The organism is Rhizobium sp. CG5, assembly GCF_023701945.1.
In the GTDB taxonomy this organism is placed as follows: Bacteria; Pseudomonadota; Alphaproteobacteria; order Rhizobiales; family Rhizobiaceae; genus Allorhizobium.
This window is the reverse complement of record NZ_JABAEF010000017.1, coordinates 58513-78918: the sequence shown is the minus strand read 5'-3', so window position 1 is coordinate 78918 and position 20406 is coordinate 58513. Positions and strand designations below refer to the sequence as shown.

Here is a 20406-nt window from a genome sequence, read left to right as displayed (position 1 = left end):
TATTTCAATGGCTTGAATTTTGGCAAACGATTGCCATGGCTGGATATTAGACAAAGCCAAAAATTTTGCAATCGTTTTATGACAATTTTTGGCAATCGTTTGCTATAAGAGGATCGGTTGACGGCAGAATGCTCTCATTTTCGAACCATTGGATGAAAAATGAAGAAATACGATGAAAAGCCGTCTTTGGAAGGGGTGGGGACTCTGATGGCTGACGTGGCCCGCCTCGCCGGTGTCGCGACCTCGACCGTCAGCAGGGCGCTTGCCAATCCCGGCCGGGTCAATGAGAAAACCCGGGCGCGAATTGCCGCTGCCGTCGAACAGCTCGGTTACACGCCGAATGCGGCCGCGCGCAATCTGCGTGTCGGCAAATCCAATGTCATCATGATCGTACTGCCGGGATCGCTGCATTACGGCGCCTCCCAAATTATTCCGCAGGTTTTGGAGGCGGTGAACCGGACGGTCATCAGGAGCGGTTACAACCTGATGATTGCCAACCTCGATCGCGACGAAAGCTCCGAAAGGCACATCCTCGACCTCGCCTTCGGCGGCACGATACGCGGTGCGCTGATCCTGTCGTCGCAACTGCCCGTCGTGGCCAACAGGTCGCTCGGAGAAGCCGGCCTGCCGATCGTTTCGCTGTTGCTCGACATGAGCGATTCGTCAGTCCCGAGCGTGGTGACCAACGATCGCCAGGCGGTGAGGGATGCGACCCGGCAGCTGATAGCGCTGGGGCACACCCGGTTCTTTTATATCGCCGGCCCGAGCGGCAATTATCATGACGTCGAGCGATTTGGCGGCTTGGTCGAGGCCTTGCAAGAGGCCGGGCTATCCGAGAGCGACGTCATCCGCTCCGGGGGCGATTTGTCCTATCAGTTCGGGTTTCAGACAGGTCTGCAGGCCGCGGATGATTTCGCCGCTCTCGAGAGAAAGCCGACTGCCGTTGTCGCAACGAGTGATGATATGGCCATCTCCTTCATGAGCCAGATTCAAAAAATGGGATGGCGCGTCCCGCAAGACGTCTCTATCATCTCCTTCGATGGATCGCCTGTCTGCGCATTTTGCGCGCCGCCGCTCTCAACCATCGAGCAGCCGATGGAACAGCTTGGCAAAGCGGCAACTGAATTGTTGATCGCACTCATGGAAAATTCCGGTCATGATGGCAATAGCCGCATCGTCATCCCGAGCCGGCTTATTCGCCGCGAAAGCATCGGCGATCAAAGGCCAAATGCGCCGATGCCACGTCGAACGCCCTCGTCATAGAAATTGCTTATACACCTCGTCACTGCTTGTGTGCGACCAGGACCTTTCTCAAATTTTTGAGCTTAACGTAGCGATGATTCGTCTTGGTTGCCGCCCGTGATGCAAGAGGTTTCTGGTTCAATTGGCAATTATACGCATCCTTGCTGATTTCGACTCTTTGGCCTTTCCAACGCGGTGAATCTGTGAATAGCCCCGAGTTTCGTAGACACCCTCGGGTTAGATTTTCTTCTGCTTTTCGAACTCGACGGGCGACAGCATGCCGTTCCTGACATGCTTGCGTTTCGGATTGTAGAACATTTCGATGTAATCGAACACGTCCTGGCGAGCTTCATCGCGTGAACGGTAGAGCCTGCGGCGTATCCTCTCTCGCTTCAGAAGATTGAAGAAGCTTTCGGCGACCGCATTGTCGTGGCAGTTGCCCCTTCGGCTCATCGAGTGAACCAGATTGTGGTGGTTCAGGAACGATGCCCAGTCCATGCTGGTGAACTGCGAGCCCTGGTCCGAGTGGATCAGCACCTTTTCCTTCGGCTTGCGTCGCCACACGGCCATGAGCAGAGCCTGCAATACGACATCGGTCGTCTGGCGGCTCTGCATTGCCCAACCGATCACCCGGCGGGAATAAAGATCGATGACGACGGCGAGATAGGCGAAGCCCTCGCAGGTTCGGATGTAGGTGATGTCTGTCACCCAGGCCTTGTCCGGAGCCGCCACGTTAAATTGCCGGTCGAGCGTGTTGTCGATAGCGACGGCAGGCCTGCCGCCATAGATGCCGGGACGGCGTTTGTAGCCAATTTGCGCCTTGATCCCGGCAAGGCGGGTCAGACGCGCAACCCGGTTCGAGCAGCACATCTCTCCCTGATCGAGAAGGTCGTCATGCAGCTTTCGATAGCCGTAGACCTTGCCGCTTTCCTCCCAAGCCTTCAGGAGCAGATCGGTCTGTCGCTGGTCGTCGTTGGCTCGCCTGCTCAGCGGATTCTTCAGCCAGGCGTAAAACCCGCTCGGATGAACCTGCAGAAGGCGGCACATCGTCCGCACTGAAAACCGCAGGCGATGCAGGGCAATGAACGCGTACTTCACTTTGCATCCCTGGCGAAGTACGCGGCCGCTTCCTAAGAAACACATTCTCCAGCAGTCATGGCTGCCAGCTCGTAGCCCATAGACCGAACCCGCCGCTGGAGGTTGGCTATGACGCGGCCACGATGCCGTTCGTCGTAGGCAGCAGCACCTGGGTCCCGGTAGACCATCCCAAACCGCAGTGCATTGTAGAAGAGGACTGCAATCTTCCGCGCTGTCGCTGTCACTGCTTTCTGCTTTCCGATGCGCCCGGCCAACCGCCGGTAAAACGCGCCAAGGGCAGTGTCACTTCGCCCAATCGTGGTTGCGGCCAATCGCAACAATGCTGCCGCTCGACTGGACGACCGACGAGTTCGCGATGATAGCACTTTGCCTCCCGAGATCTTGTTGCCAGGTGCGAGGCAGAGCCACGATGTAAAGTGCTTGGCGGTCGGCCATGCCTGCAGATCCGTTCCGCACTCGCCAATGAGCTTGAGGGCGAGCGAGGAGCCGAGGCCGTGAATCTGGGTCAAGTCTGTCCCCGTGAGACCGTATAGTGCAGACCGTACATTAAACGACGGCGCATTCGTCTGCTTGGTCTTAGTCCGGACCTTTGGTAGCGGCGCGAGCGGCGCTTCAAGATCGGCCGTCATGGATGCAATAGACGCCTCAAGCTTGCGGTCGCATTCGATCATCTTCACTTGGTAGAAGTCGTAAAGCTCCAGTGATTGGGAAAGCGCAAACACGTGCTCATCACGATCGTTGCCGATCAGGGATGCTCTGATTGTCTCGACAGACGAGTGGCAGCGAACATCGCGCATTGATGCCAGGACGTCGGGGTCACGCTCGCCGGAGACAATCGCCCGGATGATCTTCATGCCTGTCACGCCGATGATGTCGGAGACCACATGGTGGAGCTGCAGGTTCATCTCCATCAGAGCTTTCTGCATGTGCTGGATATGAGCTGCCGCATACTCGACCAGCCGTTCTCGTTGCCGCAGATAAGCACGCAATGTTGCGACCTGTGCATTCGGGCGAAAGCTCCCGCGCAGCAGGCCATAGGAATGCAACTGACGAAGCCACGCCGCATCGCTGACGTCGGTCTTCCGGCCTGGGACGTTCTTCGCATAACGTGCGTTGACCAGGATCACCTCAAAACCGTGCTGCTCCAGAATCTCGTAAGCCGGTATCCAGTAGACGCCGGTCGACTCCATCGCCACGCTTGTGACGCCACAAGATCTGAACCAGGCGGCTAAATCATGCAGATCGTGCGTGAAGGTGCCGAAGGCGCGTATCGGCAAATCGTCACTGTCCGGATTGACTGCGGCCATGTGCATCGTGGACCCGATGTCGATGGCCGCTGCTCCGGGGTTGATGCGGGTGAGGTTTTTAGCGTTGGTGGGGATTGATGTCGGCATACCTTCTCCTCCTATCGATGGGAGGGGCTGGGCCGCGCAAGTTCGTCATTTTCCTAACCGGGATCGCCGCCAAGACGGCGTCACCACTCTCAAGTCCGCAACAGCCCATGTGCCACGTTTTTTAACGGGGTCGAATGCCTCCAATAAGCAGTCGGCAACTCCCCTCCGGCGGTCAGCGTAGCACAGCCTGTTTCTACCGCGCACAGGCGGACCAAAGCCCGTGATCGTTTTTTAGGATGTCTCGCTCCTCGGTAACGCGAGCCAGCTCCTTCTTCAGTCGCCTGATCTCCTCGGCCTCGTCGTTGCCCTTGGCGTTCGACGCAGCAAACTTCTTCTTCCATTCGTAGAGCGAATGCTGGCTGACCCCGAGCCGCTGCGAAACCTCAGCAACCGGATAGCCTCGCTCCGTGATCTGGCGCACCGCGTCACGCTTAAACTCTTCACTGAAATTCGATTTGCTCATGATGCTCTTCTTGCCTCAAAATTAGGAAAGAAGGCGTCTACAAATCTCGGGGCTTCTGTGGTTGCCGCTCATAATGCAAGAAGTTTCTGAACCATTGGGCGTGATCGAGTGCGGTCTTCTGTCAGGCCTTCAAATGCGGCACTTTGGAAGCCGCGGGCCGATATGGTGATCAGCGGATCAGGTCCAAATCTATTCAGCGAGCTGAATGGCTCTATGCCCCTAACTGGTTTTCCTGATCCAGATCTGTTCGATCATTTTGCCCATATGGGTCGTCGACGTTCTCACACCTCCGTCACCGGCTCTAAACTACCTCGCGCCGCACCTCTGTCATGCAGCGACAGTCTTTGCCGGGTCCTCATAATCCTTGCCTGTTGTCAGCATCGCCCAGATTGCTCTGGCCATTTTGTTCGCAAGCGCGATAGCCACAAGCATTCTCGGTTTCCTGGCCAACATTCCAGATAGCCAAGACCTTTCCGGGATCGTCCTCCGCCCGAGCCAGTTCAAGCGCGACATCGCTCCCATGATCAAGAGCCGGCGTATGTCGGCTTGCCCGGCCTTTGATATTCGTCCGAGCCGCTCTTTTCCTCCTGACGAATGCTGCCGCGGCACCAGGCCTAACCAAGCCGCGAAGTCTCGTCCACGCCGAAAACTCCCCATGGGTGGAGCAAACGCTTCAACGGCCAACGCGCTCATTGGTCCAACGCCCGGCATCGTTTGCAAACGGCGCGCTGTGTCAGTCAGTGATGCCAGAGCGCCGATCTGTTTTGTCTTCCCCTCGATCCGTTGCGTCTTCTCGGCGATCTGCAGCAGAAGATCACGGCATTCGTCGCGAAACAGTTCTGGCAGATCGCTGTTCTCAGCCTCAACCATCGCCTCAATCCGCTTTAGGTGCCCAATGCCCGGAGGAATTGGATGCCCGAACTCGTAGAGGGCGGATCGCAATGCGTTCACCAACTCAGTACGCTGACGTACAAGCCGTTCTCTTCCGCGGAAGAGAAGCGCCTGTGCCTGCTGCTCCTCCAGCTTCGGCGTGATGAAGCGCATCTCGGGTCGCTGCGCGGCGATGACAATCGCTTCGGCATCCGCCGCGTCGTTCTTCTGGCGCTTCACGAATGGGCGCACGTACTGTGGTGCGATCAGCCTTACTTGATGGCCCAGCTTGATCATCTCACGCGCCCAGTAGTGAGCACTGCCGCAAGCCTCCATCACGACGATCGAAGGAACCTGCTCGGCCATGAATTTGCGAAAATGCTGCCGGGATAGCTTCCGACGGAACTTAACCTCTCCGGAAAGAGACGCTCCATGGACCTGGAAAACGTTTTTCGCCAGATCCACCCCAATCATCGTGTTGTGTGTCATGCCGCCATCCTTCCACCCGTTGGATTTTAACCCGACCATCCTCTGACAAAACATGCCGGGTCGGTAGGGCGGCAACCACGCCATCTATTCAGTGGGATAGATTGTCATCTCCTCGAACCGGAAGCGACCGGGCCGCGGTCTTCGCAAGAGCCCTTGGATCGTCAGGTTTCATGTGAGGTGCTGAGACCGCAATCCGACCATTTGTCTACAAGCGGATGTCGACTGCACAATGGTTAGAAATAGCTTTCACACCTTTCTTTGCGATGTTGACTTGCTCATTAAAGCGGCAGACCTCCGAAGCTTTCGGAAGGCGGTGCACACCTCTGGGCTCGATCCATCCGTTGCCAGCAGAAGGATCAGAGATTTTGAGGATGAGGTGGGCGTCTCTCTGTTCGAGCGGACATCGAATGGGGCGCAGCCGACTCGGGCAGGCCAGGTATTTATCGGTCAAGCCAAGACGGCCCTTGAAATCCTTAAGGACGCGACCGCCGGCGCGGCGGCAGCGGGGCGCGCAAAAGTCGGTCTGATTAGGATAGGACTCTATATTTTTCTGGCAGAAGGATTTCTCCATGACCTCCTCGAGAGTTTCTCGAAGGAAAATTCAGGAGTATCTATCGAACTCTTTGAAGCCGATGTTGGTGGGCTTATTAGTCGAATTCGCAAAAGGGAATTGGACGTCGCGTTCATTGTTCAGAAGCACGAATTTAGCGATTGCGAGGTCCGCCAGTTATGGACGGAACGGCTTCTTTTATGTGCTCCAGAGCAGAACCAATTGGCACGACGCATGGAAGTGAGCTGGGCAGATATTCAGCAACAACACTTTGTCGTGCGATCAACAGGATCAGGGCCTCAGATTGCTGCAGAACTGTCGGCACTCTTTTCAAACCTAGGGTATCCGCTCGAAATTGAGACCCAGGATGTAAGCCGGGAAACGCTGATGGACCCTGTTCGTATCGGCAGGGGCGTGACGTTCGCGAATGAAGCAGCACTGGGTAGCCCATTTGCCGGCGTAGCAATGATTCCGATAAAGGATTACGTCTTAGACTTTTACGGCGTCTGGAAGGCAGAGAACGACAATCCTGCATTTCGTCGCTTTTCGAGTATGGCACGAAAAATGTCCACCGACCGCGACAAACGGCAATAGTATTATGTGTTCGGATCGACACGCCGCAATTTGGCAAATCCTCGATCGGTCGCAATGAAGCGCGTCAGCATCGGCACTATAAGTCTCGCTGGTTTACATGCGAGCGGCAAGACCGACATCAACTCCGCCGCCGACGTCGCCGAAGCCCTCAAGCCGATCGCCGGCAACTTTGCCTTCGCGCTCTTCAGTCTCGGGATTGTCGGCACCGGGCTTTTGTCGATACCGGTCCTGGCCGGATCGGCGGCCTACGCCTTCAACGAGACCCAGGATTGGAAAGCAGGGCTCGATCATAAGCCCTGGGAAGCTGTCGGCTTCTACGGGGTGATTGCCGCAGCGACCACGTTCGGCCTCACTCTCGAGTTCGTGCCGCTCGACCCGGTCAAGGCCCTCTTCTGGAGCGCGGTGATCAATGGCTTCGTGGCGGTGCCGATCATGGTGGCGGTGATGATGATCGTCAGCAGCAAGAAGCATATGAAGGAATTTACCGCGCCGATGTCGATGCGCATCTTCGGCTGGGGGGCAACGGCAGTGATGGGCGTCGCGGCGGTTGCCATGCTCGTCGTCTAAGCATAGGGCTTTATTTGTTCACGAAGCAGCGGTCGCCGTCCTCAGCCCTTTACGACCCAAAGCTGGGGCCTTTGAGGCCAGCGTGAGAGGCAGACGCTCATCAGGCTGTCTTCATCTTCCTTAGCGATGACGACGTATCCAAATCGTTCCGCGATTGGTCTCAGTTGCTCGAGCGCATCCTTCGAGATTTGACGTTCGATCGTCGGCGCGCCTTGCGCAAGAAGGACGCTTATGGCTCCGACCTCGACGCCAATGTCAAATTCCGCCTCGCGGCAAGGAAACCGCATTCTCAGGTCGTCGATGATTTCGATCTTGCGCATCCGTTCGCCCTTCACCCGGGAGCGAGTGTGACGCGATGTGGTGAATAAGTTCTTAACGCCCGAGAAGCGTTTTGTGGGGATACCCTGGCGTCAACACTCCATCGGCGGAACATTCCATCGGCGTTGGCGTTCCCAGTCCAATCTAGGAAACGGTGAAGATGGTCGCAAGTGACGAACACAAACTTGAGCTCGTCGAAGAGAGCCTCCGCGTGGAGGCCGAACGGGTCGTCACTGAACGCGTGCGGGTCACAACGCGTAGCGACCTCACCGCAGAAGTTGCCCACACTTCACTTGCCGGTGAACGGGTCGAGGTGACACGCGAGGCAATCGGCCGCGAAGTCAGCGAGGCGCCGCCAATGCGGATCGAGGGTGACGTCACAATCATCCTGGTGCTGGAAGAAATCGTCGTGGTCGAGAAGCGGCTGATGCTGGTCGAAGAGATCCGCATCCGCAAAATTGCCACTACGGACGAGGTATCCATTCCGGTCACGCTCCGCAAGCAAAGTGCCACGGTCGAAAGACTTGGAAACAACATCCCCAACGAGGAGAAACTGCCATGACCTATACAGACCAGACTGCCACGACGACCAACTCCAACACCATCACAGCTTTCTTCGACAGCCGCGCGGACGCCGACAGCGCCGTCGAGCGGCTGGTGGAAGCGGGCATCTCCAGAAGCTCTGTCAGTGTGATCGAAGGTGGATCCGCCCCCACGGCTTCCTCGTCGACATCGGAATCCACTGGCTTCTGGGCGTCGCTGGAAAACTTCTTCTTCCCCGACGAAGATCGCCACACATATGCCGAGGGCCTTCGTCGCGGCGGCTATCTCGTCACGGTGTCTGGCTACGCCTTCGACATGCACGATATCGCCCTCGATATTCTCGACGACGAGGGCAGCATCGACCTTGATGAACGCGCACAGGCCTGGGAATCCGAGGGCTGGTCGCGCACCGGCAACATCGAAACGCCTGCCGCAACGCGCCTCGACAGCGCCCAGACTGCGGCTGCGCAGCCCTCGCGTCTCGGCGCCGATGGCGAGGAAGTCATCCCGGTGGTCCAGGAAGAGCTTCGCGTCGGTAAGCGTGACGTCAACAACGGTCGTGTCCGGGTTCGTTCCTACGTGACCGAGACTCCTGTGAGCGAAAATCTCTCGCTTCGCGACGAGAGTGTCGAGGTCACGCGCCGCACTGTCGATCGTCCGCTGACTGGAACCGAGAATGCGTTCGTCGATCGCACCATCGAGGCCGAAGAGCATCACGAAGAAGCTGTCGTCTCCAAGGAGGCCCGCGTCGTCGAGGAAATCTCTCTTCGCAAGACATCCGAGCAGCGCGATGAAACAGTGTCCGATACGGTCCGCAAGACCGACGTCGAGATCGAGGACGAACGCGGCGAAGGCACTGCCCGCAAGGACGGAACTCTCGGCATCCGTCGGGACTGATCTATCCATTAGTTGCATGCGAACGGCGGTGTCATCGACATCGCCGTTCTCATTTCCGGCACGCGGCAGCACAGGCGGAACATCGACGGCTACTGCGAGTTATTGTGGCACTCACGATCCCGTGAACACCTAAGGGGCCACCATGACCGAACCTGTTTCTACTCACCTCCCGCGCGATGTCGCCTATGGCGTCGATGGCGGATCGACCGCTGCTCTCTACACAGTCTCGTGGGGCGCTATCTTTGCCGGCGTTTTCGTTGGATTGGCTGTCCAGTTTCTTTTCAACCTCCTTGGCGTCGGTATCGGCGCAGCGGTTATCGACCCGGCGCGTTACGATAATCCCGATGCGAGTACATTCTCCATCGCCGGCGGCCTGTGGTTTGTTGTCGCCGGTCTGATCGCCTCGTTTGTCGGTGGCTACATCGCCAGCCGTCTTTCCGGCCGTCCCAGCAATTCGACCGGCGGCTACCAGGGCCTGACCACCTGGGCTGTCACCACGCTGGTTATTCTCTACCTGCTGACCACGTCCGTCGGCGCCCTTGTCGGCGGTGCGTTCAGCGGTCTGTCGAGCATTGTCAGCGGCGTTGGCAGCACGGCGGCGACAGCAGTGACGGCCGCAGCACCAGCGATGGCCAACTCGGCAAACCCGATGGCGGGCATCGAACAGCAGATCCGCGACGCCTCGGGCGGCAATGATCCGGAAGCGTTGCGCAATGCTGCCATTTCCGCCGTTCAGGCCGCGGTCACCGGCGACAAAGCAAAGGCCGACGATGCCCGTAACCGCGCTGCGGATGCGATCGCCAAAGCCCAGAACATCCCGGTCGATCAGGCCCGCACGCAGGTCGATCAGTACATGAAGGCTTATAATGACAATGTGCAAGCCGCCAAGGCGCAGGCGCTCGAAGCGGCGCAGACCGCAACAAAAGCCGTGTCAGCTGGCGCGATCCTCGGCTTTATCGCTCTGCTGATCGGTGCGATCGCCGCCTGGTTCGGTGGGGTCTACGGCACCAAGCATAACCTTTATGCCACCGAGACCTCCGTTCGCCACGTCCACTGACATTGCCCGCCCACGTGTGCGACATTTCTAGTCAAAAGTCGCGGACGCACCAACGCTACCAAACGAAGATTTGACAGCCGGTGTCTCTAGCGAGGAGCTGTGGGGCTCAATGCGCTTTGTCAATTCAATCCCAAGGACTTTGCGGGCATCATCTTTGCCAAAAATGGTTTCTCGAGGATTCAACTTTTATTTTTTACTAATACACCTACGATAGAGTTGGGAGAACTGAGAGGTTCGAACAATTGGAACACATGGTGATTGACGCAAACTATCAATCCGTCGCGCTAAGCCACTTTGCCAAGGCCGCGAACCTGACATTGATCTCCGTCGGCAGTGATGGCAACATCGAATTTGCCAATCCCTCCGTGTGTACCCTGTTTGGATATGACTCTGACGAAATGGTTGGTCAACCGATCACGATCATTATTCCGGAACGCATGCGGGGCGCTCACATGGCGGGCCTTGCCAGGGTCGCCGCGGGAGAAAAGCCAAACTTGGCTGGCAAAACCGTGGAAGTCCCTGCAGTTAAGAAGGATGGGAGCGAATTCCCGATTGAAATAACGCTCTCGGTTTGGTCCGGCCCGCGCGGGTTCTGCGCCGGCGCCATCATCAAGGATATTTCCGAACGGCGCGAACGCGACAACAAGTTGATGCGTTTGGCCTCGCAGGACACGTTGACCGGCCTGCACAACAGACACCAGTTCTTGAGCCATGTCGGCGACCACCTGTCCTCGCGTGAACCCGCGACCGTCATATTTGTGGATCTCGACGGCTTCAAGGAAGTCAACGACACGCATGGTCATGCGACCGGTGATGCGCTCCTGCAAGCGGTTGGTGTCCGCCTGCAATACCTGCTGCGGCAAGACGCTATTGTGGCGCGGTTGGGCGGGGACGAATTTGCAGTGCTCCTTCCGGGGAGCGTCGACCCGCTGAAAGCACATGCGGAAGCAACTGAAATACTGGGGGCTTTCAGAAAGCCATTTCATCTCGGCGGTCTTGTGCTGGATCTCGGCGCAAGCATTGGCATCGCGATCGCTCCGCAGCATGGCGCAGACGCCGACGAGCTCGTCGCGAGCGCCGACTTCGCTCTCTATCGCGCCAAGGCTTCCGGAGGTGGATGCTGTCGCCTGTTCTATCATTCGATGCGCAGCGAGGCCCAGGCGCGCCGAGCGATAAGAGACGAATTGCGCCAGGCGCTTCAGGATGGACAACTCCGGCTCTACTATCAGCCGCAGGTGCGACTGGATACCGCTCAGCCAATCGGCTTTGAGGCGCTGATCAGATGGCATCATCCGGAAAGAGGCGTCCTTGCCCCTGGTGCGTTCCTTCCCGCGCTCGAGCAGAGCACGCTCGCCCTGGACATCGGTTGGTGGACACTGGACGAGGCCTGCCGGGTGAGCGCCTGGCTGAATTCGCGCGGCGACACATACAAGATCGGCGTGAAACCTGTTTCCGACTCAGTTCCGAGCATTGAACTTCCCGGACAAAGTCCTCGACGCTCTTAGAAGGCACGCCATCAGGCCCGCATCAATCGAGCTTGAAATCACCGAGGAGGTGGCCTTGGGCGACGACGAGCGATCGATGCGCACACTCCTGCAATTGCGCGACCTTGGCGTCGGTGTCGTCTTCGACGACTTCGGGACTGGCTACGCTTCTCTGAGTTCCCTGCAGCGCTTCCCGCTGACGACCCTCAAGATCGACCGCGCGTTCATACGGGACATAGATACCAACCCTTCGGACGCGGCCATCACCAGAGCATTGATCGCAATGAGCCAGGATCTCGGTTTGCAGACGATCGCTGAGGGATCGAAACCCCGGAGCAGGAAGCAGCCCTGCGCGCGATGGGCTGTCCAGTCGGCCAAGGTTATTGAGAGTAGCCACGACCGCGGCCACTATGAGAGCGGGGTCGCTGATTTGCCTCGGCTACTTGTGCGATCGCTCGAATGATGGTTACGTCTGTTCGGATATCATTCCCTGCGCCGGAATGCCCACGGCGTTTGCCCAAGCACAGTTCGGAACAACCGAGCAAACTGGCTCAACAAGCAATACTTGGAGCAGATGATAACGCCTCAATAGAGATCTGACCCCGACAACGCGAGTTTTACCTTGCGGTGTTTAGTGGCATTCGGAAGATAAAGCAGGTCGATGTGTCGTCGGATGTCGCACTGAGGGTTCCACCGTGAGCTTTTGCGATTTCACTTGCGATGTAGAGTCCGAGCCCAAGACCCTGCTTGCTCGCGTTTCCTTCACCTCGAGAGAACGGCTGAAACAAGCGCTTCATGGTGACCTCTGAAATTTTCGTGCCACCATTTCTAATCGCAAGCTGAAACAGGTTACCCTCTACTTTTGCAGAAAGCGTTATAGGCCTGTCGCTCGCGCCATGCGTAATCGCGTTCCCGAGGAGATTGGAAACCAATTGCTCCAGCCGTGCGTGATCCACATCGACAGGCCGATGCACATCAAAGTCGGTTTCGATGATACGCTCGGGATGCGCGACCAGAATTTCGTTGACGATCCTTGCGAGAAGCGGTTCGATAGGCTCTGCCTTCGTTATACTAAGAGAGATACCGTCTCCGAGACGGCCGCGGGCGAGGTCCAGTAGATCGTCTATCAGGCTGCTCATACGCTGTACGCTTTCGCCCATAAGGCGCAGGATCCGTATCGTACGCTGATCGGTCACGTCTTTCGAAATCACTCGCAAACCAGCGGACATTGACGAGAGAGGATTGCGCAAATCGTGGCCGAGCACAGCAATGAACTGTTCTCGTTCGTGGGCAATGCCGGCCAGTTCCTCGTTAGCCTCCTGCAATCTTTCTTGGATCTGTTTGGCCTCGGTCACGTCAAAAATGACCCCGACATAGCGATGCCCTCCGGAATCAACATCATCGACGTATTCGCCACGACGCGTCAGCCACCGTTCTTGGTCGTTATCCGCCCGTCTTATGCGGAATTCGATGCTGCTGACGTCCTGGTGTTCATCGGGAAAGCTGAGGTCGATTAGCTTTCTATCGTCTGGATGGATGAGCTCGTTCAAGGTGGTGACCGCGATTACCCGAGCGGGATGAAGGCCGAACAGACGGCAGAACTGTTCCGAAACAGTGATCGTCGCCCACCCCACTCTGTGTTCGAACGTACCAATGCCCCCCGCCGACTGAGCAATACGAAGCTCTTCGGTGATCCGCTTTTGCTCCGTAATGTCGACCAGATAACCGACGAACATGGTCGGCTCGTCGTCCTGATCGAATATCGCGCGGCCCCTGGCGTGCACCCACCGATACCCGCCATCGTCTTTCAACAGCCTGTAGTCTTTGGAGAAGAGTTCCGAGCCGGCCATGATCCCTGCGACAGCGAGCTTCACCCGCTTCAGGTCATCGGGATAGATCGAGTTGAAGAAACAGTTTGTAGAGGCGCCGTCCGCAAGGACAGCCGGATCCTGCCGTGTAATTGCCGCAAACCGGGCGTCGGCCACAAGCCTGCCGCTTCGAATATCCCATTCCCAGGTACATGACGCTCCCGCGACATCGAGCGCGAGCTCAAGTTGCCCACGTGCCACTGCAATATCACGACGCGCACGCTCAAGCTCGGACTTCGCGCTATTGTCAGGGCTGTTGATGATCGACAATGCGTTTCCCCCGTTTATGCAATCACCCGGTCGATGAAATCGGCGATAAGTCTTTTCAGTTTCTCCAGAGACGGCAGGTCCATCAGCATGGCGATGTACCCGCGTACCTTTCGATCTTGGACGGAAAAGTTAATGTAGAGGAACAATACGAAGCTTTGGTCACTGGTGTTGTCGAATACGTCGAACAAAGCGGCGCTGTTACCGCGGCGAACACTGGGAAGCGACATTTTCAACGTGTGCTGCAACATGTTCGCCATCGAGCCGAGACAGCCGTTCAAGATAACGTTCCCGGTTTCGGCGAGAGCTTCATCCTCAATTTCAGCGACGCCCGCGTCGTCCATGTCCTCGCCGATGATGGCACGGACGAGCGACAGGCCATTGCTTTCAGGAAAAATGAGAAGCGCGCGCCCGGAAAACGGGCCCTCGAACTGCTGATGCACGGCGATGAGATCTTCGTTCTCTCGCTGACCAATCAAGGCAGCCGCAGACTTTCGTGTAACGACCTCGACAGAGGGGACAGACAGGATGACTTGCCTGTTGACCATCTTTCGCAAACTCGCCGCGGCACGGCTGACGCCGATATTGACGAGTTCTGTCAGGGCATCGCGTTCGAGATCGTCCAGCGCTAACGAACCACTGCTCATATGGCGGCCTTCCTCAGGCGAAGTGCGGCGCCGGAGATGAAGCCGCTCAAAGCTTCTTCCGTGACAGGCTTGGCCACGAAGGTCGCGTTCAGCGCGCGGACTCCTGCAATGATTTCATCCTGAACATTGGCAGTAACGACGGCGATCGGCATGTTGGGATATAAACCGCGTAGTTCTCTAGCGAGTTCAAGCCCATCCTTATCAGGCATGTTGAAGTCCAGAACGGCCACGTCAATCTTCTGGGAGTTAACGACAGCCAAAGCATCGGCGGCGCTTCCTGCCTCAATGCGCGTCCAATCGGGCTGTAATGCCGCGATCGCCTTACCGGCTACGATCCTGGCTAATTTGCTGTCGTCAACCATAAGGACTATGACCGTCATCTAAAACTCCACCAATGGGCTGCGATCCACTTGGACGCCAACATAAACCTCTCTTTTAAAGGGCCTATGGGAACTCCGCAAGTTTGCCACTAGGTTTTTGACGCGTCCACGAGCGAAGCTTTTATTACGGGAACCAACAGGTCGGCCATAGTAGACCCTTGAGGGGTGCCGGTGAGCTGTGGGCTGTATAATAGTAGTGCTTGCCATAGAGCCGTGTGAATTTCGGTTGCTGCCGCCACATCGACGGCAAGGTCGCGGTGATTTTCCAGATAGCTGACGAGCGTCTCCGCTTCTTCGATACCACATTTTCCAGAGAGGACGATTGTACCATTGCCAAGGGCCACTGTCATGGCACCAACTCCTCTATATTCACGACCAGCAGGACCTTTCCATCCCCCAGCAGAGTCGTTCCTGCAATCCCGGGCACGCCCTGCAGCAGGCCCACCAGCGGCCGCGTCATTGTCTCGGCACGCTCGGCAATCTCATCGACGGCGACCCCGATCTCGTCTTCCCCAGCCTGCACGATCAGCACCTTGAGATCGCTGGAATGCGCGCTCGGCGATTGCACCTGCAGGAGTTCGCCGAGATGCAGCAAAGGGATCGTCCGGTTGCGCCGCACGAAGGCCTTGCCCGCCCGCACGGACTGGACGGCGCTCGCCGGCAGCTTGTGTGTCTCGATGACATCCGAAATGGGGATGCCATAACGCTCATCGCCGACCTGAACGACCATGAGCTGCGTCATCGAAAAGCTGATCGGCAGCTTCAGGACGAAGGATGTGCCGCGTCCGACCGTGCTTTGCAGCTCGAGCGTCCCGCCAAGCCTTTTGACGGAACTCTGAACAGCGTCGAGGCCGACCCCGCGGCCGGACAGGTCGGAGACCGAGGATGCGGTGGAAAAGCCGGGCGCGAAGACGAATTGCAGAACGTCCCGGTCGGAGAGAGCCGACGCCTGGCCTTCCGATATTAGACCGCGATCCATCGTTGTCGCCCGGATGCGTTGCGGATCTATGCCGCGGCCATCATCGGCCACTTCGATCTCGATCTGGTCGCCACGCTGCCGGGCGCGCAACAGGAGACGACCTCTGGCGGGCTTGGACTGCTGCAGCCGGTCGGCTTCCGGCTCGATGCCATGGTCGAGACCGTTTCGTATGAGATGCAGTAGGGGTTCGAACAGGTTCTCGACGATTTCCCGATCGGCCTCGACGGCCTCTCCCTCGATAATCAGGTCGAGCGCCTTGCCGAGAGTTGCCGATGTCTCCCGCACCAGCCGCGGAAAACGGCGAAACGTGTGTTCGAGCGGGATCATCCGCGCCTGGGTGACGGCGCTATAGAGCGAGGCGACCAGACGATCGATCGCGTGGTGGTTAGAAAGGATGCGTCTCGCGAGCTGGACATTGCCGTGGCTTCGTGCTTCATCCGCCAGCGGCACGAGGCCGTTCTTGGCGGTGATCAGCTCGCCGGCAATCTCGACCAGCTTGTCGATACGCGCGGAATCGACCCGCATGGTGGTCGATTGACGATCCGTCGAGCGGTATGCCGCGACCTCCGGCTGGGCGGTTGCCCGTTCACCGGCTGATCCGGGCAAGGTGAAAAGCTTGACCTGATCGGGGATCAGGCGGAACACGCCTTCCGCCTCCGCCAGCGAACCGCCCGAAACGGCTTCGATCAGCAGATGGCAACGGAACGGATCGTAATCCTGCGGCGCCGGCCGGGGTTCCTTGAGCGAAAGAGCCAGATGCCTGAGGTCAGAAAGCCGCGATATCGTCGCCAGCGGATCGTCGCCATTGAAGAAACATTCGGGATGCGGCTCGTAACGGATGGCAATCAAGGTTCCTGCCGCATCCGTCGTGGGAACCTTGTGATGCAGAGACAGCGCCCAGTCCGGAACTGCCGTGGGTGCAAGGGCAGTCTCCCCGGCGTTGCGCTCGGTCATTTCGCCGCTCACCAGCCTCACCAACCTCGGCGCCTGCTTCTCCTGCGCTTCGGAAAGACGCCCTGTCTCGGTGATGCCTTCTATGCTGCTGTCAACCCATTCGATCACCGCGAAAAGCGGATCGATGAGCGTCGCGTCCACGACGATCTTGCCGGCGCGTGCTTGCGACAGAAGATCTTCCGCCTGGTGCAATATTTTGAGCATCGGACCGAAGTCGAAAAGGCCGACCGAGCCCTTCAGCGTGTGGATCGCCCGGAAGGCGCTTTCCAGGCTTTCCCGTTGGCGCGGATTGGCCTCCAGCGACAGCAGGTCTTCCGAGGCCTGCTGGACCAGTTCGCGCGCCTCGATGGCGAATTGGGCGATCAATTCATCCATTCATTTGTCTCCCGCCTCTCGGTAGACGATGGCGTCGGAAAAGCGGACCGGCTCGAAAGTCTCCGAAATGCGTGACATGGATTCCGTATGGCCGAGGCAGATATAGCCGCCGGGATAGAGCAGTTCATGAATATTGCGGGCGGCGATTTCGCGGGCCGCCTCGTCAAAATAGATCAGCAGGTTGCGGCAGAATATCACATCGAAACGCCCGAGTGACGCTAGGCTTGGCCGATCGACGATATTGCCCTTAGCAAAGGTGACGGATTCCCGCAAATCGCCGATCAGCCGACGTTGCTGATCCTTTTCCGGTTCGAAATACCGGTCAAGGATATCTTTCGGGATCTTCGAAAGCGATCGCTGCCCGTAGTATCCGTCCACCGCCTGCCGCAGGATGGCGGTATCGATATCCGAGCCGGTAATCTCGATATTATAGGCATCCACCAGAGGCCAGTTTTCGAGCAGCCAGATGGCGATAGAATAGGGCTCCTCGCCGCTCGAACAGGGCATGGACCAGATACGGATACGATCGCCCGGACCTTTTGCTTTGATCACATCGGGCAGGATGGAATTGCTGAGGCAGGCGAGCTGGTGCTGCTCGCGATAGAAATAGGTCTCGTTGACGGTGAAGCTGTTGATCAGCAACTCGGTCTCGCGCAGGTCACCGCGCAGGATAGAAATGTAGTTTTTGGCCGATTGGGCCTTGCGCTGGCTGATCAGGTCGGTGACGCGACGCTCGATATAATAACGCTTGGTCTCGCCGAACACCATGCCGCTGCGCTGATAGATGATCGCGCAGATCTCCTCGAGATCGGCGCCCGAAAGCGGGTCCGCACCAAAATTTCCCGAATTGGCCGGAGGGATCACCATCAGCAGACCCGATCCAGCAATGAAGCCCCGATGTCTTCGACGCGTCTAATCTCGCTCGCGCCATTCAGGCGCACCAGCTCTCCCGGCATGCCCCAAACGACGGCCGTCTCTTCGGATTCGGCGATCGTGTAACCGCCGGCGGCCTGCAGCTCGGCCATGGCGGCGGCGCCGTCATTCCCCATGCCGGTCATCAGGATGCCGACGAGATCGGTTGCCGGCGCATGTTTCATCGCCGAGCGCACCATCCGGTCGACGCTCGGATGCCACCGATAGGCCTGAGCGCTCGGAGCGGCCATCGCCACCAGCGATCCGGCGCGCGAGGAGATGACGATATCCGCATCCCCCTTGGCGATATAGATGTTGCCCGGCTCCAGTTTGGTCTGCTGGCTGACCTCGCTGACGGTCAAAGCGCAGAGCTTGTCCAGCCGCCGGGCCAGAGGTCCGGTAAACGAGGCCGGCATGTGCTGCGCCACGACCACCGGCCAGCCAAAGTTCGCGGGCAGATGGGCGAGCACCGCGTCGAGCGCCGGCGGCCCGCCGGTGGATGTGCCGATCAGCACGAGACCGGCTCGACTTGAATCCCGGACCGGTCGTTGGGGGGCGGCCCCGCGACCGCGAGACGGGATTATGGTTTGCGATGGAACGACCTGCGTCAGCCGGACGCGCTCGGCGAGCCGCCGGCTGCGACGGATCCGCACTGTCGCTGCCATCCGCACCTTTTCGACAAGACGTGGGGTCAGTTCATTGATCGAAAGTGAAATCGCGCCGCCAGGCTTGGCGATGAAATCGACCGCGCCGATCTCCAGCGCAGTCAACGTCTCCTCCGCGCCCTCCTCCGTTAGTGACGACACCATCACCACTGGGCACGGATGTTCGAGCATGATGCGATCGAGACAGGCGAGCCCATCCATCAAAGGCATGTGGATATCGAGGGTCACCACATGGGGCTGGAAGCTCGAAACAGCCTTCAGAGCCTCGACACCGTCGCGGGCGAATTCGATCTCGAAATCCCCTTCCGCGCTGAAAATCTGGCCCAGAACCTTCCGCATCAACGCAGAATCCTCAACGATGAGAAGACGGATCACGGAACAGCCACCGCCGGCTTGTCTTCGGTGATCGCCGCCACGATATCCCGCTCCGCCCGGCTCAGAAGCTCCTTTGGATCGACGAGCAGGATCATCCGGCCGTCGGATTCGATATGGGCGATGCGATCGAAGACCTCCGTCCGGTCGGAAGAAAACTCGGGTGCGGCCGACAATGCGGCCGAGGAAACAGCCTTCACTTCCGATACGCCATCCACCACAAAACCGGCCTGCAACGTGCCGAGCGTCACGATGATGGCGCGCGCCTTGGCCGTCTGCGCCAAAGCCAACGTGTCGAAACGGGTGCGCTGGTCTATCAGCGGGATAGCCTTGCCGCGCAGGTTGATGACGCCCATCACGAAGGCTGGCGCGCGGGGCATGCGGGTGACTTCGCTTGGAACCCGCACGACTTCGTCGACCGAACCGATGGGCAGACCGTAATTCTCGTCGCCGAGCTGGAAAATCAGGAACTGTTCGACCGTCTCTTGCCTCTCACGTGTCGTTCCCATCGGTTTGGCTCCTGTATTCTGGCCGATCGCCTGGGTGACGGCGTGGTGACCAAACAGTTTTTGCGGCGACAGGATGGAAATCAGCAGTCCGCCATCGGCAATCCGGCCGATCGCCTCGATGTGCGCATCGCCGCGCCCGCGCTGCAGAACGGCTGGGACCGTACCGATGGCATCCTCGGGCAGTCGGCGGATCACATCCATGCCATCGACGACCAGACCCACCAGATCACCCTCGTGCTCGACGACGATGATCCGGGAGCCCTCGACCGCCGAATGCACGCCTTCGAGGCCGAGAAGCGATGCCAGCGACACCAAGGGCAGAACACTGTCGCGCATCGGAATGAGACCGACCACCGCCGACGCCGCATTCGGAATGACCGCGATATCGCCGGTCAACATCGCGACCTCGCGGATATCGTCGAGCGGCAGGCCATAGAGCTGCCCGGCGACGCGAAACGACAGCAAGGCGATGAGCTGAGCGCTCGCCTCCACCTCTTTACCACGGTCGCCATGGGCGGTCCGTTCAGACGGCGCGCGCCTCGTCACCTTGAACGCGGCATCCAGCAGGCCATTCAGATCCTGAAGCGGTGCGGCCGTCGCATCCGCCGAAAGTCGCAACACGTCATCGACGAGAAGGCCGACGGCGCCACCGTGATCGTAAACGATGATCTTGCCATCCGGGCGCGCATTGTGGCTGCCGTTCAGGACCTTGCCCATTGACAGGACCGGGACCGGCTTACCGCGGAGATTGGCGATGCCGGCCAGCGCCTCGGGCCCATGCGGAACTCGGGTGATATACGGCACCCTCACGACCTCGATCACAAGGCCCGCGTCGATCTCGTGGCTCTGCTCTCCGACCCGGAATACCAGCCGCCGCCGATCGACATCCGCCGGGGAGGGTAACCCTGCCAT

The 20406-nt window shown here is 58.5% G+C and carries 20 protein-coding genes and 2 pseudogenes; 8 read left to right on the top strand and 14 right to left on the bottom strand.

The window, feature by feature from the left end; all coding sequences use genetic code 11:
* Positions 1-207: 207 nt before the first annotated feature.
* Positions 208-1263 (top strand): LacI family DNA-binding transcriptional regulator, encoded by a 1056-nt coding sequence (locus tag HGO38_RS23600; protein WP_250958265.1) that lies wholly within the window; start codon positions 208-210, stop codon positions 1261-1263.
* Between the two features lie 216 nt (positions 1264-1479).
* On the opposite strand, the pseudogene HGO38_RS23595 reads toward HGO38_RS23600, so the two are convergent.
* From HGO38_RS23595 to HGO38_RS23580, 4 genes and pseudogenes are all read right to left on the bottom strand, one after another.
* Positions 1480-2364, bottom strand: a pseudogene (locus tag HGO38_RS23595) (IS3 family transposase); the annotation flags it as partial.
* An 8-nt stretch (positions 2365-2372) separates the two neighbouring features.
* Positions 2373-3734, bottom strand: coding sequence for an IS110 family RNA-guided transposase (locus tag HGO38_RS23590; RefSeq protein ID WP_250958264.1), 1362 nt, complete (start codon positions 3732-3734; stop codon positions 2373-2375).
* A 229-nt stretch (positions 3735-3963) separates the two neighbouring features.
* A pseudogene (locus HGO38_RS23585) lies at positions 3964-4197 on the bottom strand (transposase); the annotation flags it as partial.
* A 327-nt stretch (positions 4198-4524) separates the two neighbouring features.
* Entirely contained in the window at positions 4525-5556 is a 1032-nt protein-coding gene (locus HGO38_RS23580) for an IS110 family RNA-guided transposase (RefSeq protein WP_250958263.1), read from the bottom strand.
* Positions 5557-5785: 229 nt separating this feature from the next.
* Between HGO38_RS23580 and HGO38_RS23575 the strand changes: the two genes are divergently transcribed.
* Positions 5786-6700 carry a LysR family transcriptional regulator gene (locus HGO38_RS23575; protein ID WP_250958262.1) on the top strand — a complete coding sequence of 305 codons (915 nt, stop codon included), beginning with the start codon at positions 5786-5788 and terminating at the stop codon, positions 6698-6700.
* Positions 6701-6702: 2 nt separating this feature from the next.
* Here HGO38_RS23575 and HGO38_RS31065 read toward each other — a convergent pair whose 3' ends face one another.
* Positions 6703-6771: a DUF2274 domain-containing protein gene (locus HGO38_RS31065; RefSeq protein WP_502941624.1), complete on the bottom strand. Its 69-nt coding sequence runs from the start codon at positions 6769-6771 to the stop codon at positions 6703-6705.
* Between HGO38_RS31065 and HGO38_RS23565 the strand changes: the two genes are divergently transcribed.
* Positions 6755-7267 carry a divalent metal cation transporter gene (locus HGO38_RS23565; protein ID WP_284739531.1) on the top strand — a complete coding sequence of 171 codons (513 nt, stop codon included), beginning with the start codon at positions 6755-6757 and terminating at the stop codon, positions 7265-7267. The two genes, HGO38_RS31065 and HGO38_RS23565, sit on opposite strands and share 17 nt — an antisense overlap.
* A 41-nt stretch (positions 7268-7308) precedes the next feature.
* Here HGO38_RS23565 and HGO38_RS23560 read toward each other — a convergent pair whose 3' ends face one another.
* On the bottom strand, positions 7309-7587 hold the full coding sequence (locus HGO38_RS23560) for a hypothetical protein (RefSeq protein ID WP_250958260.1): 279 nt from the start codon (positions 7585-7587) through the stop codon (positions 7309-7311).
* 158 nt (positions 7588-7745) lie between these two features.
* Here HGO38_RS23560 and HGO38_RS23555 point away from each other — a divergent pair, with 158 nt between their 5' ends.
* The 5 genes from HGO38_RS23555 to HGO38_RS23535 all read left to right on the top strand — a co-directional run bounded on the left by HGO38_RS23555 (position 7746) and on the right by HGO38_RS23535 (position 12029).
* A complete protein-coding gene (locus tag HGO38_RS23555) occupies positions 7746-8147 on the top strand; it encodes a YsnF/AvaK domain-containing protein (protein WP_250958259.1) in 402 nt (133 codons plus the stop codon).
* Complete coding sequence (locus HGO38_RS23550) at positions 8144-9025, top strand: YsnF/AvaK domain-containing protein (protein WP_250958258.1); 882 nt, start codon at positions 8144-8146, stop codon at positions 9023-9025. Before HGO38_RS23555 ends, HGO38_RS23550 begins: the two co-directional genes overlap by 4 nt.
* A 142-nt stretch (positions 9026-9167) precedes the next feature.
* On the top strand, positions 9168-10082 hold the full coding sequence (locus HGO38_RS23545; protein WP_250958257.1) for a PhnA-like protein: 915 nt from the start codon (positions 9168-9170) through the stop codon (positions 10080-10082).
* A 251-nt stretch (positions 10083-10333) separates the two neighbouring features.
* Positions 10334-11587: a sensor domain-containing protein gene (locus HGO38_RS23540; protein ID WP_250958256.1), complete on the top strand. Its 1254-nt coding sequence runs from the start codon at positions 10334-10336 to the stop codon at positions 11585-11587.
* On the top strand, positions 11553-12029 hold the full coding sequence (locus tag HGO38_RS23535; RefSeq protein WP_250958255.1) for an EAL domain-containing protein: 477 nt from the start codon (positions 11553-11555) through the stop codon (positions 12027-12029). The genes HGO38_RS23540 and HGO38_RS23535 overlap by 35 nt, the downstream gene beginning before the upstream one ends.
* Before the next feature lie 154 nt (positions 12030-12183).
* On the opposite strand, the gene HGO38_RS23530 is transcribed toward HGO38_RS23535, so the two are convergent.
* The 8 genes from HGO38_RS23530 to HGO38_RS23495 form a co-directional block, all read right to left on the bottom strand.
* Positions 12184-13704: a sensor histidine kinase gene (locus HGO38_RS23530; RefSeq protein WP_250958254.1), complete on the bottom strand. Its 1521-nt coding sequence runs from the start codon at positions 13702-13704 to the stop codon at positions 12184-12186.
* 14 nt (positions 13705-13718) lie between these two features.
* Positions 13719-14348 (bottom strand): chemotaxis protein CheX, encoded by a 630-nt coding sequence (locus HGO38_RS23525; RefSeq protein ID WP_250958253.1) that lies wholly within the window; start codon positions 14346-14348, stop codon positions 13719-13721.
* Positions 14345-14728 (bottom strand): response regulator, encoded by a 384-nt coding sequence (locus HGO38_RS23520; RefSeq protein WP_250958252.1) that lies wholly within the window; start codon positions 14726-14728, stop codon positions 14345-14347. The genes HGO38_RS23525 and HGO38_RS23520 overlap by 4 nt, the downstream gene beginning before the upstream one ends.
* 89 nt (positions 14729-14817) lie before the next feature.
* Positions 14818-15078 (bottom strand): hypothetical protein, encoded by a 261-nt coding sequence (locus HGO38_RS23515; RefSeq protein WP_250958251.1) that lies wholly within the window; start codon positions 15076-15078, stop codon positions 14818-14820.
* Positions 15075-17036 (bottom strand): chemotaxis protein CheA, encoded by a 1962-nt coding sequence (locus tag HGO38_RS23510; protein WP_250958250.1) that lies wholly within the window; start codon positions 17034-17036, stop codon positions 15075-15077. The genes HGO38_RS23515 and HGO38_RS23510 overlap by 4 nt, the downstream gene beginning before the upstream one ends.
* Positions 17037-17903 (bottom strand): CheR family methyltransferase, encoded by an 867-nt coding sequence (locus tag HGO38_RS23505; RefSeq protein ID WP_250958249.1) that lies wholly within the window; start codon positions 17901-17903, stop codon positions 17037-17039.
* Positions 17903-18988 carry a chemotaxis-specific protein-glutamate methyltransferase CheB gene (cheB, locus tag HGO38_RS23500; protein ID WP_250958248.1) on the bottom strand — a complete coding sequence of 362 codons (1086 nt, stop codon included), beginning with the start codon at positions 18986-18988 and terminating at the stop codon, positions 17903-17905. The genes HGO38_RS23505 and cheB overlap by 1 nt, the downstream gene beginning before the upstream one ends.
* Positions 18985-20406: a chemotaxis protein CheW gene (locus HGO38_RS23495; RefSeq protein ID WP_250958247.1), complete on the bottom strand. Its 1422-nt coding sequence runs from the start codon at positions 20404-20406 to the stop codon at positions 18985-18987. Before HGO38_RS23495 ends, cheB begins: the two co-directional genes overlap by 4 nt.